This is a genomic window from Nocardioides sp. S-1144, assembly GCF_005954645.2.
GTDB classification, from domain to species: domain Bacteria; phylum Actinomycetota; class Actinomycetes; order Propionibacteriales; family Nocardioidaceae; genus Nocardioides; species Nocardioides dongxiaopingii.
The window spans coordinates 3,771,071-3,787,502 of the sequence record NZ_CP040695.2 but is presented as its reverse complement, the minus strand read 5'-3'; the positions used below and the strand labels follow the sequence as shown (position 1 = coordinate 3,787,502).

The 16,432-nt window shown below is 72.2% G+C and carries 18 protein-coding genes and 1 tRNA gene; 12 read left to right on the top strand and 7 right to left on the bottom strand.

All coding sequences use genetic code 11. From position 1 onward, the window contains the following. Positions 1–143: 143 nt before the first annotated feature. The 3 genes from FE634_RS17870 to FE634_RS17860 are packed head-to-tail and all read left to right on the top strand — an operon-like array spanning position 144 to position 2,336. Positions 144–650: a hypothetical protein gene (locus tag FE634_RS17870; protein WP_138876663.1), complete on the top strand. Its 507-nt coding sequence runs from the start codon at positions 144–146 to the stop codon at positions 648–650. A 46-nt stretch (positions 651–696) separates the two neighbouring features. After that, a complete protein-coding gene (locus FE634_RS17865) occupies positions 697–996 on the top strand; it encodes a TraR/DksA family transcriptional regulator (RefSeq protein ID WP_138876662.1) in 300 nt (99 codons plus the stop codon). Next, positions 993–2,336 carry an NAD(P)/FAD-dependent oxidoreductase gene (locus tag FE634_RS17860; protein ID WP_148240831.1) on the top strand — a complete coding sequence of 448 codons (1,344 nt, stop codon included), beginning with the start codon at positions 993–995 and terminating at the stop codon, positions 2,334–2,336. Before FE634_RS17865 ends, FE634_RS17860 begins: the two co-directional genes overlap by 4 nt. 53 nt (positions 2,337–2,389) lie before the next feature. Here the strand turns inward: FE634_RS17860 and FE634_RS17855 are convergent, their stop codons facing one another. Next, positions 2,390–2,683 carry a hypothetical protein gene (locus FE634_RS17855; RefSeq protein ID WP_138876661.1) on the bottom strand — a complete coding sequence of 98 codons (294 nt, stop codon included), beginning with the start codon at positions 2,681–2,683 and terminating at the stop codon, positions 2,390–2,392. A 50-nt stretch (positions 2,684–2,733) separates the two neighbouring features. Here FE634_RS17855 and FE634_RS17850 point away from each other — a divergent pair, with 50 nt between their 5' ends. Further along, complete coding sequence (locus FE634_RS17850; protein ID WP_148240830.1) at positions 2,734–3,345, top strand: TetR/AcrR family transcriptional regulator; 612 nt, start codon at positions 2,734–2,736, stop codon at positions 3,343–3,345. 32 nt (positions 3,346–3,377) lie between these two features. Here FE634_RS17850 and FE634_RS17845 read toward each other — a convergent pair whose 3' ends face one another. Both FE634_RS17845 and FE634_RS17840 read right to left on the bottom strand, forming a co-directional pair. Further along, complete coding sequence (locus FE634_RS17845) at positions 3,378–4,166, bottom strand: MFS transporter (RefSeq protein ID WP_138876659.1); 789 nt, start codon at positions 4,164–4,166, stop codon at positions 3,378–3,380. A 78-nt stretch (positions 4,167–4,244) separates the two neighbouring features. After that, positions 4,245–4,317 (bottom strand) — tRNA-Lys (locus FE634_RS17840). A 374-nt stretch (positions 4,318–4,691) separates the two neighbouring features. Between FE634_RS17840 and FE634_RS17835 the strand changes: the two genes are divergently transcribed. Together FE634_RS17835 and FE634_RS21205 are read left to right on the top strand one after the other, a co-directional pair. Beyond that, the gene (locus tag FE634_RS17835) at positions 4,692–4,895 is read left to right on the top strand and encodes a cold-shock protein (protein WP_056863399.1); all 204 of its coding nucleotides are present in this window, start codon (positions 4,692–4,694) and stop codon (positions 4,893–4,895) included. 215 nt (positions 4,896–5,110) lie between these two features. Further along, positions 5,111–5,284, top strand: a complete 174-nt coding sequence (locus FE634_RS21205; protein ID WP_187366748.1) for a hypothetical protein — start codon at positions 5,111–5,113, stop codon at positions 5,282–5,284. Positions 5,285–5,508: 224 nt separating this feature from the next. On the opposite strand, the gene FE634_RS21385 is transcribed toward FE634_RS21205, so the two are convergent. Then, entirely contained in the window at positions 5,509–6,567 is a 1,059-nt protein-coding gene (locus tag FE634_RS21385; protein ID WP_138876658.1) for a hypothetical protein, read from the bottom strand. A 46-nt stretch (positions 6,568–6,613) separates the two neighbouring features. On the opposite strand from FE634_RS21385, the gene FE634_RS21380 reads away from it, so the two are divergent. From FE634_RS21380 to FE634_RS17800, 6 genes are all read left to right on the top strand, one after another. Next, positions 6,614–7,480: an NUDIX hydrolase gene (locus tag FE634_RS21380; RefSeq protein ID WP_138876657.1), complete on the top strand. Its 867-nt coding sequence runs from the start codon at positions 6,614–6,616 to the stop codon at positions 7,478–7,480. A gap of 161 nt (positions 7,481–7,641) precedes the next feature. Then, positions 7,642–8,754 carry a PstS family phosphate ABC transporter substrate-binding protein gene (locus FE634_RS17820; protein ID WP_222847611.1) on the top strand — a complete coding sequence of 371 codons (1,113 nt, stop codon included), beginning with the start codon at positions 7,642–7,644 and terminating at the stop codon, positions 8,752–8,754. An 88-nt stretch (positions 8,755–8,842) separates the two neighbouring features. After that, positions 8,843–9,799, top strand: coding sequence for a phosphate ABC transporter permease subunit PstC (pstC, locus tag FE634_RS17815; protein ID WP_137293722.1), 957 nt, complete (start codon positions 8,843–8,845; stop codon positions 9,797–9,799). Then, complete coding sequence (gene pstA / locus FE634_RS17810) at positions 9,796–10,899, top strand: phosphate ABC transporter permease PstA (protein ID WP_137293721.1); 1,104 nt, start codon at positions 9,796–9,798, stop codon at positions 10,897–10,899. Before pstC ends, pstA begins: the two co-directional genes overlap by 4 nt. An 18-nt stretch (positions 10,900–10,917) precedes the next feature. After that, positions 10,918–11,697, top strand: coding sequence for a phosphate ABC transporter ATP-binding protein PstB (gene pstB / locus FE634_RS17805; protein ID WP_137293720.1), 780 nt, complete (start codon positions 10,918–10,920; stop codon positions 11,695–11,697). A gap of 1 nt (position 11,698) precedes the next feature. Continuing rightward, positions 11,699–12,466, top strand: a complete 768-nt coding sequence (locus FE634_RS17800; protein ID WP_148240829.1) for a response regulator transcription factor — start codon at positions 11,699–11,701, stop codon at positions 12,464–12,466. 9 nt (positions 12,467–12,475) lie between these two features. Here FE634_RS17800 and FE634_RS17795 read toward each other — a convergent pair whose 3' ends face one another. The 3 genes from FE634_RS17795 to FE634_RS17785 all read right to left on the bottom strand — a co-directional run bounded on the left by FE634_RS17795 (position 12,476) and on the right by FE634_RS17785 (position 16,398). Continuing rightward, complete coding sequence (locus FE634_RS17795) at positions 12,476–13,504, bottom strand: inorganic phosphate transporter (protein WP_137293718.1); 1,029 nt, start codon at positions 13,502–13,504, stop codon at positions 12,476–12,478. Between the two features lie 4 nt (positions 13,505–13,508). Next, positions 13,509–14,126 (bottom strand): DUF47 domain-containing protein, encoded by a 618-nt coding sequence (locus FE634_RS17790; protein ID WP_212721656.1) that lies wholly within the window; start codon positions 14,124–14,126, stop codon positions 13,509–13,511. Between the two features lie 88 nt (positions 14,127–14,214). Then, the gene (locus FE634_RS17785; RefSeq protein WP_138876654.1) at positions 14,215–16,398 is read right to left on the bottom strand and encodes an RNA degradosome polyphosphate kinase; all 2,184 of its coding nucleotides are present in this window, start codon (positions 16,396–16,398) and stop codon (positions 14,215–14,217) included. Between the last annotated feature and the right edge of the window lie 34 nt (positions 16,399–16,432).

The window sequence follows — 16,432 nt, the reverse complement described above, 5'->3', positions numbered from 1 at the left end:
CCCGCGCTGACCCGCGCTGACCCGCGCTGACCCGCGCCCCTCGCTCCGTCGTGGGTCGCCGGGTCCAGGGCTGCGCGCCCCCACCCCCTTCCCGCACCGACACCGGGTCGTCGAGCCGTCCGCTCGCGCCCCAGGAGGACACCATGCCCCTCGAGCTCGCCCACGCGAGTGCCTTCCTCGACCGGATCTCCGAGCTGACCACCGCCCTCGCGCGTCGTCGCGTCGTCGCCGCGAGCCCGCCGCGCCGGTCCACCCCGGTGCAGCCGCCGTCCCCCTGCGCCGACGTCCGCGCCGACGTCGACCGGGGCGGTGCGACCGACCCCGCCGCCTCGCTGCTGTCGCGGCGGGAGGGGCCCAGGTTCGACGACACGGTGGCGCTGCCCGTGGACCTCCCGCGACGCCTCGACGAGGTCATCCGGTCCGCCGGGACGCAGCTGCGGGCCCTGCCCGAGGCCGAGCGGCTCAGCCACCGCACCGTCCAGCGGCGGGCCCACGTGGACCGCGTCTTCCGCCAGGCCCTGCAGGCCCGTGCCCGCCTGGTCGCCGGCACCTACGGCCGGTGCCTGCAGTGCGCGAGACCGATCTCGCTGGCGACGTTGAGCGAGAAGCCGTGGGCGCCGCGATGCGTCTACTGCGCCCTCGACCTCTGACCCACCGCCCACGCCCCACCCACCCCCGACTCGAACCGAGGTCCCGATGAGCGCCACCGAACCCACCCCGACCAGGCTGCCCAGTCCCGCCTTCCGCCTCCTGCTCGACGAGGCGGCGGCCACGCGGCAGGACCAGCTGGCGTCGCTGTCCGTCGCGCCCGGCGACGAGGTCGCCGCGGCCCAGCGGGCCGCCCTCCTGCAGACCCTGGCCGACATCGCCGCCGCGCGCCGCCGCCTCGACGGCCACGGCTTCGGCACCTGCCTGCGGTGCCGTCGGCCGATCGCGCCCGAGCGGCTGGAGTTCCGGCCGTGGTCGGCGACGTGCGTCGGGTGTGCGGGCCGATGAGCACCCCGGGGACGACGGCCCGCACCACCGGCCCCTCGGCCGACCGGGCCGGAGCCGGCCGGACGGGCCCGCGCGACGTCGCGGTCGTGGGGTCGGGCGTCGTCGGCCTGAGCACGGCGTGGTTCCTGCAGGCCAGGGGCGTCGAGGTCACCGTCTACGACGCCGAGCCGGAGGCCCGACCGGCCTCGTGGGGGAACGCGGGGTGGCTCACGCCGGGCCTCACCGCTCCGCTGCCCGAGCCCGCCGTGCTGCGCTACGGGCTCCGGTCGATCACCCGGCCGACGTCGCCGGTCTACGTGCCCGTCCGGCCCGACCCGACCCTGTGGCGGTTCCTGGCCGGGTTCGCCCGCCACTGCACCGACCGCCGGTGGCGCAGCTCGATGCAGGCCTACGCCGGGCTGAACCGACGGGCGCTGCGCGCCTTCGACGACCTGGCCGACGCGGGCGCGACGGCGCGGCCACACCCGGCGCGGCCGTTCCTCGCCTGCTACCGCACCACGCAGGAGGCGACCTCGATGCTGGAGGAGCTGGCGCGGATCGAGGCGGCGGGCCAGCGGGTGCACTTCGAGTACCTGACCGGACCCCAGGTGCGTCAGGCGCAGCCGGCCGTCAGCGACGAGGTCGGGGCCGCGGTGCTGCTGCACGGGCAGCGCTACCTCCACCCGCCGCAGTTCCTCGCCTCGCTCGAAGACGCGGTGCGCGGGGCCGGCGGCGAGCAGCGTCCCGAGCGCGTCGTCGACGTCGACGTCGAGCCGAACGCCGCGTGGGTGGTGACCGACACCGGACGACGCCACCGGCACGAGGCCGTGGTCCTCGCCACCGGCTCGGGTCTCGGCGGACTCGCCCGGGGGTTCGGGGTCAGGCGCCTGGTGCACCCGGGGCGCGGGTACTCCTTCACCGTCACCGGGACCGACGTGCCGCGCGACCCCGTCTACTTCCCGCACCAGCGGGTGGCGTGCACGCCGCTCCACGAGCCCGTGGACGGCGGCGAGGCGCCCGACGGGGACGCGGACCTGCTGCGCGTGGCCGGGATGATGGAGTTCCGCCGCGCCGGCGAGCCGCTCGACGAGCGCCGGCTCCGCGCCATCGTCGAGGCCGTGCGCCCGTTCCTGCCGGGCGTCGACCTCGACGCGCGGTGGGACGAGTGGGTCGGCTCGCGTCCGTGCACGACCGACGGCCTGCCGCTGGTCGGCGCCACCGTCTCGTCCCGGGTCTTCGTCGCGGGCGGGCACGGGATGTGGGGGGTCGCGCTCGGCCCCCTGACCGGGCAGCTGCTGGCCGAGCAGATCACGACCGGCCGCACGCCCGACCTGCTGCGGCCGCTCGACCCGCTGCGCTGAGCGGCGGCGGGCGCCGCGCCGGACTCGCGGGCGGCGGCCGCGGGCTCGAGGCGTCAGCGGGAGGTCGTGCTCCCCGCGTCCCCGGGGCCCTCCCGGAGGCAGGTCCCGGCGAGCAGGGCGCTGCCGAGCGGCGCCAGCGGGTGGGGGAGGTGGCCGTCGTCCTCGGACGTCGCGGACTCGCGCGCGGCGGGCTCGCCCGGTCCGGCGGCCCCCGGCTCCCCGCCCGTCCGGCCCCGGCGTCGCGGCCGGGGGATGAGGTCGGCGGCGGCGAGGGTGCCGACGGTCAGGATGGTGGTGACCGCGATCGCCATGGCGACGAGTGCGATCAGGTGGTCGGTGCTGGTCATGTGGTCTCCTTGGCTCGACAGGTACTTACGTAACGCTACGCGTAGCGTAGTTGTTCCGAGCGAAGGGCTTCATGAACTCCTCCGGTCCCCGACCCGGTCGGCCGCGTGACCCCGACAGCGACCGGCGCATCCACGACGCGGTCCTGGTCCTCCTGCGCGAGCGCGGTCCGCTGGCCGTGACCGTCGAGTCGGTCGCCAGCACCTCCGGGGTCGCGAAGACGACGATCTACCGCCGCTTCGCCGACCGGCAGGCGCTGCTCGAGGCGACCCTGCGGGCGGCGGTCGCCGTGCCGGAGGACCCGCCCGACGTCCCACCGCGTGAGAAGCTGCGCTGGGCGATGGACCTGACGTGGCGCCAGATGGGCGACGTCCTGGGGCGCGGGGGGCTCGCGGCCGTGGTCGGGGACCTCGACCCCGACTTCACCGCCCTGTTCCGCAGCGTGCTGACGCCGTCCGCGGAGGTGCTCGTCCGGCTCGTCCGCGAGGACGTCGTCGCCGGCGAGCTCCGGGCCGACCTCGACGCCGACGCCGCCGTGAGCCTGCTGGTCGGGGCCTACCTCGGCGAGCTCCTGCGCCGGGGCGAGGTGGCTCCCACCTTCGCCGAACGGTGCCTCGACCTGGTGTGGAGGGCGATGTCGCCCCTGCCTCCCGGCCGCGCCTGACCCGCCGCCTGTCGGGCGGCGTCAGGCGGTCGTCAGGTCGCCGGGGCGGACGTGGCCGTGCGGCCCCGCCACCACGAGAGGAGCGCCACGGCAGCCAGGACGACGGCGGCGCCGACCGCGAGCACGAGGACCGGGCGGGTGTCGTCGGAGGCGCCGGTGACGGCGATGCCGAGGAGCGCCCAGCACCCGGCGGCGGCGTAGGCCGGGGCGCCGCGGGCCAGGAGGGTGACGGCGACCAGCGAGACGGACGCGACGACCAGCACGACCGCCTGCCACCCGACCTGGTCGGCCTCGAGCCCGGTGTTGTCGACGAGCGCGGTGGAGACGTTGAGGAAGAACGCGGCGGTCACCCACCCGCCGAACAGGCCGCTGGCCACGCCGGTCGCGACCGCGAGCGAGGTCGGGCCGACCCGTCCGCGAGCGGTCAGGACGCCGTCGACCGCGGCGACGAGCATCACCAGCAGGACGGCGGCGGTGCCGAGGCTGCTGTCCGCGCCGGCGACGACGATCCAGACGGCCGCGGCGAGGTAGAGCACCACCTGGTCGACCTGGAGCCTCCGGGGGACGTGGTGGGCCCCGCGCGCGAGCACCCAGACCGCCTGCACGATCGCCGCGGTGTAGATGACGCCCCAGATCGAGAACGCCCAGCCGGGCGGGGTGATGAGCAGGTCGGGCCCGGACCCGGCACCCGGCGAGCTCCCCGGACCGTTGATGGTCACGACCGGCGCGACGACCTGAACGACCGAGGCCACGAGGACCGCCCACGCCAGCGCGCGGGTTCCGCGGGGGACGTCGGTGCCGGGGTCGCTCGAGCCACTCATCCACCGAGCCTACCGACGCCGGGTCGACGGGCTCGGGCTCGGCTCGGGCGCGGCTCGGGCTCGGGCTGGCGCGATGGGTAGGCCCCGTGGGACTCGAACCCACAACCTAAGGATTAAAAGTCCTCAGCTCTGCCAATTGAGCTAGGGGCCCCTGGCAGCGCTGACGCTACCGAACGGCGTCCCTCCGGGGAGCACGACGTCCCTGCCGTCGTCCACCGAGGTGAGGGGGATCCGCGTGGTTGAGCGGGATCGAGGAACCTGTGGGCCAGGTCACACGCCCGTCACGCGACGTTCACCTGTTCGGTTCCACAAACTCGGGCCCAGGGGTTGATTCCAGCGCGGCCGTGCTTGGTAGTCTCAGCAGCGCAACAGGTGAAGTTCCAGCTGGTCTGACGCCTAAGGAGTACGTGATCCAACGGCGTTTCTGGTTTGTGGTGTCATCCCATGGGTCGGAGCGACGTGTCACCGCACCTGTTGTGGGTCGCTGAAGTGGCGGCTCTCGCCCCGACGAAGGAGAAATGAGCAATGGCTCAGGGCACCGTGAAGTGGTTCAACGCTGAGAAGGGCTTCGGCTTCATCGCGCAGGAGGACGGCGGCGACGACGTCTTCGTGCACTACTCGGCGATCCAGACCCAGGGCTACAAGTCCCTGGACGAGAACCAGAAGGTCGAGTTCGACGTCACGCAGGGCCCCAAGGGTCCGCAGGCCGAGAACGTTCGCCCGGTCTGATCCCGGCTGGTCACCCGACCACTCGCGACGAGGCCCCGCCGATCGGCGGGGCCTCGTCTGCGTCCCGGGCCGGCTCCCACGCCGGGTGCGACTGGTCACGCATGGCCCGTGCGGAACTCTCCGAATCATCCTGAATAACCATCAACCCGACGAGCGGGACCACGTAGTCTTGAGCCGACCACATCAGGCACGGCGATCGGGAGCGGGGGCCAACGGTGTACGACCAGTTTGACGTGTCCCTCGAGGACGTCGACCTGCTCGGCGAGGTGGAGCTCACCACCAACCTGATCATCGCCGCGAGCGAGTCCGAGGACCGCCTCCCCGTCGACGAGATCGACCGGATCCTGGGCGTCGTCCCGGAACCGCCGCGACCGCGCAGCGAGAGCTGACGCAGCCGAGCCGGCGAGGCTGCGACCCGCGTGTCGAAACCTCGGGGGGCCGGCGGTTTCGTCGGCGCTCGCTGGCGCTCGCTTGCTCAACCTCCGTTCGGCGTGGGCGAGTAGCGGGGGCCGGTGGTTTCGTCGGCGCTCGCTGGCGCTCGCTTGCTCAACCTCCGTGCGGCGTGGGCGAGTAGCGGGGCCGGCGCTCGCTTGCTCAACCTCCGTTGGCCACGTCAGCAGGTGGCGAGGAGGACCGGGCCGCTGCTGAGGTCGGAGACGAGCATCGCGTCCTCCTCCGGCGTGAGGTCGATCGTCACGACGGTGCCCTCGGCGCGCACCTCGTCGACCGTGAACCGCTCGGCGAACGTGCCGCCCTGACCCGGTGCCGGCCCGGCCGCGAGCACGGCGCGGGTGTCGGCGTTGGTGCGGGCCTTCTCGGCGGTCTCGAACGACATGACCACCTCGGCGTCGCGGCCGGCGCCGAGCGCGATCGCGAACCCGGTGAGGGGGTCGACCGCGCCGGCCTGGGCCACCAGCGCCTCGCCGGCCTGCTGGTCGCGGGGGTCGGCGTTGGCCATCGCGAGGGCGCCGCAGGCCTCCTCGCCGGAGAGCAGCACCGCCGACAGCGGCTCGCCCAGGGTGTCGACGACGCCCTGGGGAATCGGCGGTGGTGCGTCCGCGTCCGCGTCGAGCACGTTCTGGACGCCGACGGTCGAGTCGCTGGCGACGACCAGCCCGGCGCCGGCGTCCAGCGCGACGAAGGCCAGCTCGGGCGTCACCTCGGCGGTCACCGCGACGACGGCGGCGTCGCTGGACCACAGCCCGTCGGGCTCGGCGGGCTCGGCGTACCCGATCGCGCGCAACCGGTCGGCGACGTCGTCGGTGCGCACGCCGTCGCCGAGCTTCATCACCAGCGACGCCCCGGAGCCGGCCTGGGCGAACATCTCCCACTCCAGCGACGCGGGGGAGAAGCCGAACGAGCGCTGCATCGCGACCGCCGACGACCCGAGGGCGCTGGCCGAGGTCAGGTCGGCGTCGAACCCCGCGTCGAGGAGCTCCTCGACCGCCGCCTCGTCGGAGCCGGCGCCGAGGTCGAGCCCGAGCTCGGCGCGGACGCCGGCCCAGTCGGTCCACACGACGCGACGGGCGTCGGACGGCGCCAGCGCGACCGCTGACTGCAGGTCGGTGCGCTCGGCGTCGCCGTCGTCCCGGACGACGACCAGGACGACCGCCACGGCCACCACGACCGCCAGCGCGGCGGCGGCCAGGACGAGCAAGCGTCGGCGTCTCACGTGGGTGCCGCCCTCCTGTCAGCCGGGAGGTGTGAGACTAGCCGTCGTGCCCGCACCCGCTGCCAAGGACGTGCTCGCTGCCGGTGTCGTCGTCTTCCGGCCGGGACGCCGGGTGCTGCTGGTGCACCGGCCCAAGTACGACGACTGGTCCTTCCCCAAGGGCAAGCTCGACAGCGGCGAGCACCGGACGGCGGCCGCGGTCCGCGAGGTCGCGGAGGAGACCGGCCTGCACGTGCGGCTCGGGGTGCCGCTCGGCAACCAGCACTACCCGGTCGTCGCCGGCCGCAAGACGGTCTTCTACTGGACCGGGCGGGTCGTGGGCGACGACGACGTCACCGGCTACCGCCCCAACGCCGAGATCGACGACGTGCGCTGGGTGCCCGCCGACGAGGCCGCCGAGCTGCTCACCTACGACCACGACCGGGTCACCCTCGCCGAGGCGGTGCGCCACCGGCGCGCGACCCGGGCGGTCGTCGTCCTGCGCCACGCGAAGGCGCGGGCGCGCCGGTCCTGGCGCGGCGACGACCGGGGGCGGCCGCTGCTGGTCCTCGGCGAGCGCCAGGCCGAGCGGCTGGTCCCGCTGCTGGCGGCCTACGGCGTCACGCGGGTCGTCTCCTCGCCGAGCACCCGCTGCGTGCAGACCGTCGAGCCGTACGTGCGCACGACCGGCTGGGACCTCGAGCGACGGGCGTGGCTCTCCGAGGAGGACGCCGTCCCCGCCGGGGTGGCTGAGGTCGTCGCCGACGTCCTGGACGACGACCGGCCCGCCGTGGTGTGCACCCACCGGCCGGTGCTCCCCGAGGTGCTCGAGGCGTTCGGGGTGCGGGCCGAGGCGCTGGAGACCGCCGAGCTGCTCGTGCTGCACGTGCGCAAGGGCCGGGTCGTCGGCTCCGAGCGCCACCTCGCCGACTGAGCGACCGGGTCGACCGGGCCGGCTGTCGCCCAGGTCACAACCCGGCGTCGCCGAGTGGGCGGGTCGAGTTCACCCCTCGTTCACCGACGACGGTCAATCCGTCTACCTGCCGCGTTCACAGTTCCTGTCGTAACCCTCAACGTGAAACAGGAGACTTCGAAGTGATTCGCACTTCCCTTCGCCGGGCCCTCATCCCCGGCATCGCCGCCGCCACCATCTTCTCGATGAGCGCCTGCGGCGCCTCCAACGAGGACGGCGGCGACGGTGGCTCGGACGCCGGCGGCAGCGCCGAGAGCGCCGGGCTGTCCGGCGTCCTCAAGGGCGCCGGCGCCACCTCGCAGGAGAAGGCCCAGGAGGCGTGGACCATCGCCATCCAGGGCGCCAACGACGGCCTCGAGGTCCAGTACCAGCCCGTCGGCTCGACCGACGGCCGCAGCGCGTTCGTCTCGGGTGCCGCGGCGTTCGCCGGCACCGACTCGGCGCTGAACGACGAGGAGGGCCAGCTCACCGAGGCCACCGAGCAGTGCGGCAGCGAGCCGATCCAGATCCCGGCGTACGTGTCGCCGATCGCGGTCGCGTTCAACCTCCCCGAGATCGACGTCGTGCAGATGTCGGCCGACACGATCGCCCAGATCTTCGACGGCAAGATCACCAACTGGAGCGACGTCCCCGACGAGCAGGCCGACGGTGTCGAGCTGCCCGACCTGGACATCACCCCGGTGCACCGCTCCGACGACTCGGGCACCACGAAGAACTTCACCGACTACCTGGGCAAGGCCGCCCCGGACTCGTGGAGCTACGAGGCCGAGGACGCGTTCCCGGTCGACGGCGAGGCGGCCGACGGCACCTCGGGCGTCATCCAGCAGGTCAGCACGATCGAGGGTGCCATCGGCTACGCCGACAACAGCCAGGTCGAGGGTCTCGGCCGGGTCTCGGTCGGCGTCGGCGAGGAGTTCGTCGCGCCGTCGCCCGAGGGTGCCGCGAAGGTCCTCGAGGTCTCGCCCCCGGCCGAGGGCGTCTCCGACGTCGACATGGCCGTCTCGCTGGACCGCACCACCACCGAGTCGGGTGCCTACCCGGTCGTCCTGCTGTCCTACCTCGTCGCGTGCCAGAGCTACGACGACGCCGCAACCGAGGCCAACGTCAAGGGCTACCTCGAGTACATCGTCTCCGACGCCGGTCAGGCGACCGCCGCCGAGGAGGCCGGCTCGGCCCCGCTCGGCGAGGCCACCGCGGCCAAGGCCCAGGAGATCGTCGCCACCATCGGCTCCTGACGCCATCGCGGGCGGGGGCCGGACACCCCGACCCCCGCCCGCGCACCGTTCCACCCCTCTCGACACCACGCCCGCGAAGGACTGCTGAGTGAGCACGACAACCAAGGACAAGCCCCAGGCCCAGGAGCCCGCGCCCCGCGCGATCACCAGCCTCGGCGACCGGGTCTTCGCCGGGCTGACGCTCGGCGCGAGCCTGCTCATCCTGGCCGCGCTGGCCAGCGTCTTCATCTTCCTCTTCGCCAAGGGCCTCCCGGGCTTCAACCGGGCCGCCGAGGTCTACGGCCCGCGCGCGGAGTCCTTCCTCGGCTACGTCGCCCCGCTGCTCGGCGGCACCGTCATCGCCGCGATCATCGCGCTGATCATCGCCGTCCCGCTCGCCTGGGGCATCGCGCTGGTGATCAGCCACTACGCGCCCAGGTTCATCGCCGTGCCGATCGCCTACCTGGTCGACCTGCTCGCCGCGGTGCCCAGCGTCGTGTTCGGCCTCTGGGGCGTGATCGTCCTGGCCCCCAAGATGGTGCCGGCCTTCGACTTCCTCAACAGCTACTTCGCCTGGATCCCGATCTTCGACGGCGACGTCTCCAACAGCGGGCGCACGATCATCACCGCCGGCGTGGTGCTGGCCATCATGATCCTGCCGATCATCACCGCGATCACCCGCGAGGTCTTCTCGCGCACGCCGCGCCTGAACCAGGAGGCGGCCCTCGCCCTGGGCGCCACGCGCTGGGAGATGATGCGCCTGACCGTCTTCCCCTACGGCCGCTCCGGGATGGTCTCGGCCGCGATGCTCGGCCTCGGCCGCGCGCTCGGCGAGACGATGGCCGTGGCCATGGTGCTCTCGCTCGGCGGCTGGAGCGGCAACCTCCTCGGCCCGGGCAACTCCTCGATCGCCGCCAACATCGCGAGCAAGTACAAGGAGCGGTCCGAGGACCTGCTCTCGGTGCTGATCGCCAGCGGCCTCGTGCTGTTCCTCCTCACGTTCCTCGTCAACTTCGCGGCCCGCTGGATCGTGGGCCGCGCCGAGCGGAAGATGGCCGGGGCATGAGCGCCGATCTGACCAAGACGCCGACCGAGACGCCCGACGGCACCGCCGACGAGACGGGCACCGCGTCGTCGCGCGGCGCGATCCCGATCACCGCGGCCCAGCTTCCCCGGTTCGCCCCGCTGCTCGTCGCCGTCGTCGGCGCGGCCGTGGCCGCCTTCTTCTGGCTGATCCTCGGCTGGCCCGCGGTCGGCTCCCTGATCCTGGGTGGCGTGGTCTTCCTGCTGGCCCTGCCGGCGTGGTCGCTGGCCGTCGAGGGACGCCGCCGCGCGACCGACCGGATGATGACCGGCCTGATCTGGACCAGCGCCGTCATCGCGATGGTGCCGCTGGTCTCGCTGATCTACACCGTCATCAGCAAGGGCGTCGGCGTCATCAACACCGAGTTCCTGACCTACTCGCTCTTCGCGACCCAGCTCGACCAGCCGCCCGGCATCTACCACGCGATCATGGGCACCCTGATCATCACGCTGGGTGCGGCGATCATCTCGATCCCGATCGGCGTGCTGGCCGCGATCTACCTGGTCGAGTACGGGAAGCGGAACCGGCTGGCCCGCATGGTGACCTTCCTGGTCGACGTCATGACCGGCATCCCCTCGATCGTGGCCGGGCTCTTCGCCTTCGCGCTGTTCACGCTGCTCTTCGGCGCCGGCTTCCAGGGCGGCGTCGGCGGCTCGGTCGCCCTGTCGCTGCTGATGATCCCGATCGTCGTGCGGGCGACCGAGGAGATGCTGCGCCTGGTCCCCGACGACCTGCGGGAGGCGGCCTACGCCCTCGGCACGCCGAAGTGGCGCACGATCACCAAGGTCGTGCTGCCCACCACCATCGGCGGCATCATCACCGGCATCACGCTCTCCATCGCCCGCGTCATCGGCGAGACGGCGCCGCTGCTGCTGATCGCCGGGCTCGCGGCGAAGACGAACACGAACCCCTTCGACGGCGCGATGACCACGCTGCCGGTGCAGATCTACTCCTTCAACTCCCGCCAGGAGACGATCGACCTCGCGTGGGGTGCGGCACTGGTGCTCATCGTCATCGTGCTGGCCCTCAACCTCGTGGCTCGGCTCATCGGCAAGTTCTACGCCCCCAAGACGGGCAACTAGGTAAGGAAAGACAGGATCATGGCCAAGAGCATCGACGTCTCGGACCTCAACATCTACTACGGCGACTTCCTCGCCGTGCAGGGCGTCAACATGACGATCCGGGCACGCGCGGTGACGGCGTTCATCGGACCGTCCGGCTGCGGCAAGTCGACCTTCCTGCGGTCGCTGAACCGCATGCACGAGGTCATCCCGGGGGCGCGGGTCGAGGGCAAGGTCGTCGTCGACGGCCAGTCGCTCTACGGCTCGACCGTCGACCCGGTCGCCGTGCGCCGCCAGATCGGGATGGTCTTCCAGCGTCCGAACCCGTTCCCGACGATGTCGATCTACGACAACGTCCTCGCGGGCAACCGGCTCAACGCCAAACGCATGAAGAAGGCGGAGGCCGACTCGATCGTCGAGAAGTCGCTGCGCGGCGCGAACCTGTGGAACGAGGTCAAGGACCGCCTCGGCAAGCCGGGCATGGGCCTCTCCGGTGGTCAGCAGCAGCGGCTCTGCATCGCCCGGGCGATCGCCGTCGAGCCGCAGGTGCTGCTGATGGACGAGCCGTGCTCGGCGCTCGACCCGATCTCGACGTCGGCGATCGAGGACCTCATCCACGAGCTGAAGTCCGACTACACGATCGTCATCGTGACCCACAACATGCAGCAGGCGGCCCGCGTCTCCGACGAGACCGGCTTCTTCAACCTCAAGGCGACCGGTGAGCCCGGTCAGCTGGTCGAGTTCAACCCGACCAAGAAGATGTTCTCGAACCCGGACGACCCGGCCACCGAGGCCTACATCTCCGGTCGCTTCGGCTGACGTGACGGGCTCGCTCCGGCGTGCCCAGCCCATCGCCCCCGACGGCCCGCTCCCCGCGCGCCACCGGGCGATGCAGCACGCCGCCCACCGCTGGGTCGAGGTGGCCGGGGCCGACGTGCTGGTCGTCGACCCGGACACCGAGCAGCCCGAGCTGCGCGACGCGATGGCCGGGCACGGCGTCCACCTGACCTGGGTCAGCTCGACCACCGACGCCCTGGTGGCCTACGGCCGCACGGAGCCGCGGACCGTCGTGGTGGCCGCCGGCACGCCGGGTCTCGCGCCCGTCGACTTCGTCACCGCGATCCGGCGGCACGGCTCGCCGTACGTGATCGCGTCGGGCGACAGCCTCACCGACCCCGCGGCCGGCGTCCTGCTGGTCGCGGGCGCCTGCGCCTGGCTGCCGCGGCCCTACGCCGCCGACGACCTGTGGGAGGCGCTGTCCACCTCGCCGTACGCGACCGGGAGCCACGGACGGGTCGTCGTCGGCCCCCTCGAGCTGGACGCCGCCGCCTACCGGGTCGCCCTCGCCGGCCGCCGGCTGCCCGACCTGCCGCTCAAGGAGTTCGAGCTGCTCCGGGCCCTGATGCTGCGCTCGCCGGACGTCGTCTGCGACGCCGACCTGCTCGCCGCGCTGTGGGGCAGCGAGGCGAGCAGCCACGGCACCAGGACCGTCGCGATGCACGCCACCCGGCTGCGCGCCCGGCTCGGCGGCGTCGCGACGGTGCGGCGCATCCGCGGTCGCGGGTACGCCCTCAGCGTCGAGGACTGACGCCGGCGGTCAGAGGATGACGAGGTGCAGGACCTCGAAGGACAGCCACGCCATCAGGCCGGCCATCGGGAAGGTGAGGACCCACGCGGTGAGGATGGTGCGGGCCATGCCCCAGCGGACCGCGGAGAGCCGCTTGGTGGCGCCGGCGCCCATCACGGCCGAGGTGATGGTGTGGGTGGTCGAGATCGGGGCGTGGAAGACGAACGCCGTCGTGTAGAGCACCGTCGCGCCGACGGCCTCGGCGGAGAAGCCGCGGGCCGGGTCGAGGTCGATGATCTTGCGGCCGAGGGTGCGCATGATCCGCCAGCCGCCGGCGTAGGTGCCGGCCGAGATGGCGCCGGCGGCGGCGAGCACGACCCACAGCGGCAGCGTCTCGATGTTGTAGCTGGCGGGGTAGGCGATGACGAGGGTCAGCAGGATGACGCCCATCGTCTTCTGGGCGTCCTGGAGGCCGTGGCCCAGCGACAGCGCGGCCGCCGAGAACGTCTGCAGCAGCCGGAAGCCGCGCATCGTCTTGTGCGGGTTGCGGCGGCGGAAGATCCACATGATCGACAGCATCACGACGAAGGCCGCGCAGAAGCCGAACAGCGGCGACAGGACCATCGGGATGAGGACCTTCTCCACGATGGTGTCCCACTTGACGCTGACCCCACCGGCGATCGCGGACCCGACGAGCCCGCCGATCAGGGCGTGCGAGGAGGACGACGGCAGCCCGAACCACCAGGTGATGAGGTTCCAGATGATGGCGCCGAGCAGGCCGGCCATCACGATCACCAGGCCGGTGTTGACGCCGACCTGGAGCTCGCCGGCACTGTTCTCGATCGTGATCACGTCGGCGACGGTCTTCGCGACTTCTTGGCCGAGCAGGGCGCCGACGAAGTTCATGATCGCCGCCAGGGTCAGCGCGACCCTCGGGGTCAGCGCCCGGGTGGAGACCGACGTGGCGATCGCGTTGGCGGCGTCGTGGAAGCCGTTGGTGTAGTCGAACGCGAGCGCGATGACGATCACGGCGATCACGATCGCCAGGGTGAGGGTCACAGCCTCAGCTTTCCTTGACGGCGATCTGCTCGATGATGTTGGCGACCTTCTCGAAGGCGTCGATGGCCGCCTCGAGCGACTCGACGATGTCCTTGAGCTTGAGGACCTCGATGGTCTTGTACTCACCCGAGAAGAGGCGCGCGAGGGTGCGGCGGTGGTTCTTGTCGCCGGCGTTCTCGAGGCGGTTGATCTCGATCCAGTACTCCTCGAGCGACTGCGGGGCCTGGAGCTTCGGCATCCACTCGGCGGTCAGCTCGGCACAGCGCTGGAGCACCTCGACCTGCTGGGACAGCTCGGCCGGGAGCACCTTGACCTCGTAGAGGAGGATCAGGTCGACGACCTCGTCCATCTCGTCCATGACGTCGTCGAGCCCGGAGGCCAGCGCGTAGATGTCCTCGCGGTCGAACGGCGTCACGAAGGTGCTGTTGACCCGCCGGATCAGCGCGTGCGTCGTCTCGTCGGCGTCGTGCTCGGCGGCGCGCATGCGCGTAGCGACGTCCTCCTTGTCGGAGGCCTCCGCGAGCATCTCCGCGAGCAGCGCGGTGCCGGTGACGAGGTGCTGCGCCTGCTCGGTAAATAGTGCGTAGAACGCCGAGTCGACCGGACGGAATCGCAGACCCACGTGAACTCCTGATGAAGCGGAAACAAACCCGCACCAATGTAGGGGGTCCGCGCGGGTCGCGCGCAAACGCCGTCCATGCCGCGCGGGGTCAGGACGAGGTGCGCCGCCGCCGCTGCCGCTCGATCAACGTCTCCTGCAGGTGCACGTCGCCCACGTTGCGGGTCCAGGAGCCGTCGCTCTCGAGCTCCCAGGCGTCGGTCGTGGGGGCGAAGGCGAGGTCGAGCAGCCCGCGGACCTCCTCGACGCTCTCCGGGTCGGGCAGCCGCACGAGCACCTCGACGCGGCGGTCGAGGTTGCGGTGCATCATGTCGGCCGAGCCGATCCAGGTGACCGGCTCGCCGCCGTTCTCGAAGGAGAAGACGCGGCTGTGCTCGAGGAAGCGGCCCAGGACCGAGCGCACGGTGATGTTCTCCGAGAGCCCGGGGACGCCGGGACGCAGCGCGCAGATGCCCCGTACGAGCAGCTGCACCGGCACGCCCTCCTGGGAGGCCAGGTACAGCGCGTCGATGACGGCCTCGTCGACCACGGAGTTCGCCTTGAGCCGGATGGCGGCGGGCCGGCCGGCCTGGTGGTGGGCGATCTCGCGGTGGATCTGGTCGACCAGCCCGAGCCGGACGGAGTCGGGCGCCACCAGCAGCTGCTGGTAGGAGGCGTTGCGCGACCAGCCGCTGAGGTTGTTGAACAGGTGGGCGACGTCCTCGCCGACCTGCTCGTCGGTCGTGATCAGCCCCAGGTCCTCGTAGAGGCGGGCGGTCTTGGAGTTGTAGTTGCCGGTGCCGATGTGGGTGTAGCGGCGGATGCCCCACTGCTCGCCCTCGTCGCGCACCACCATCGCCAGCTTGCAGTGGGTCTTGAGGCCGACCAGGCCGTAGACGACGTGGCAGCCGGCCTGCTCGAGCTTGCGGGCCCAGCGGATGTTGGCCTGCTCGTCGAAGCGGGCCTTGATCTCGACGATGACCAGCACCTGCTTGCCGGCCTCGGCGGCGTCGATGAGGGCGTCGATGATCGGGCTGTCGCCGGAGGTGCGGTAGAGCGTCTGCTTGATCGCCAGCACGTGCGGGTCGGCCGCGGCCTGCTCGATGAAGCGCTGCACCGACGTCGCGAACGAGTCGTAGGGGTGGTGCAGCAGGATGTCGTGGCGCCGTGCGGCCTTGAACACGTCGACCGGCGCGGCCGACTCGACCTCGGCCAGCCGCGGGTGGGTCGTCGGCACGAACGCGGGGTACTTGAGCACCTCGTGGCTGAGGTCGGCGATGCCGTGCAGCCCGCGCAGGTCGAGCGGGCCGGGCAGCCGGAACACCTCGTCGGCGGTGACGTCGAGCTCCTCCTTCAGCAGGTCCAGCACACTGTCGGAGATCGACTCCTCGACCTCGAGCCGCACCGGCGGCCCGAACCGGCGGCGCAGCAGCTCCTTCTCGAGGGCGGCCAGGATGTTCTCGGCGTCGTCCTCCTCGACCTCGAGGTCCTCGTTGCGGGTGACCCGGAAGGTGTGCGCCTCGAGCACCTCCATGCCGGGGAAGAGCCGCTTGAGGTGGGCGCCGATGACGTCCTCGAGCGGCACGAACCGCGCGCCGGTGCCGGAGGACCCCAGCGGCACGAACCGGTCGAAGATCGGCGGCACCTTGACCCGGGCGAAGTGGTCCTTGCCGGTCTGCGGGTTGCGGATGAGCACCGCGAGGTTGAGCGAGAGCCCCGAGATGTACGGGAAAGGGTGCGCGGGGTCGACGGCCAGCGGCGTCAGCACCGGGAAGATCCGGCTCTTGAAGAGCTTCTTGCAGTACTTCTGCTCCTCGGGGGAGAGGTCGTCCCACCGCACCAGCTCGATGTCGTGCTCCCGCAGGGCCGGCACGATCTGGTCGCGGAAGAGCTCGGCCTGGCGGCGGGTGAGCTCGCGGGTCGTCGTCCAGATCTGCTCGAGCACCTCGCGTGGCATCAGCCCGGACGCCGCCCGGACGGCGAGCCCGGCGGCGATCCGGCGCTTGAGGCCGGCGACGCGGACCATGAAGAACTCGTCGAGGTTGCTGGTGAAGATGGCGAGGAAGCGGGTGCGCTCCAGCAGCGGCAGCCGCTCGTCCTCGGCCAGCTCCAGGACGCGCTGGTTGAACCGCATCCACGACAGCTCGCGGTCCAGGAACCGGTCCTCGTACTTCTCCACGGCCGCGACCTGCTCGGGGTCGGGGGTGTAGGGCACGTCCACGTCGTAGGACTCGTCGGGCACGCCCGCGTTCGCTGCTGCCTTGGCGGCGGGGTCGGGCACGATCTCGAGGCTCATGCCTCCATCCTGGCACCGGTGGGTGAACGGGAGG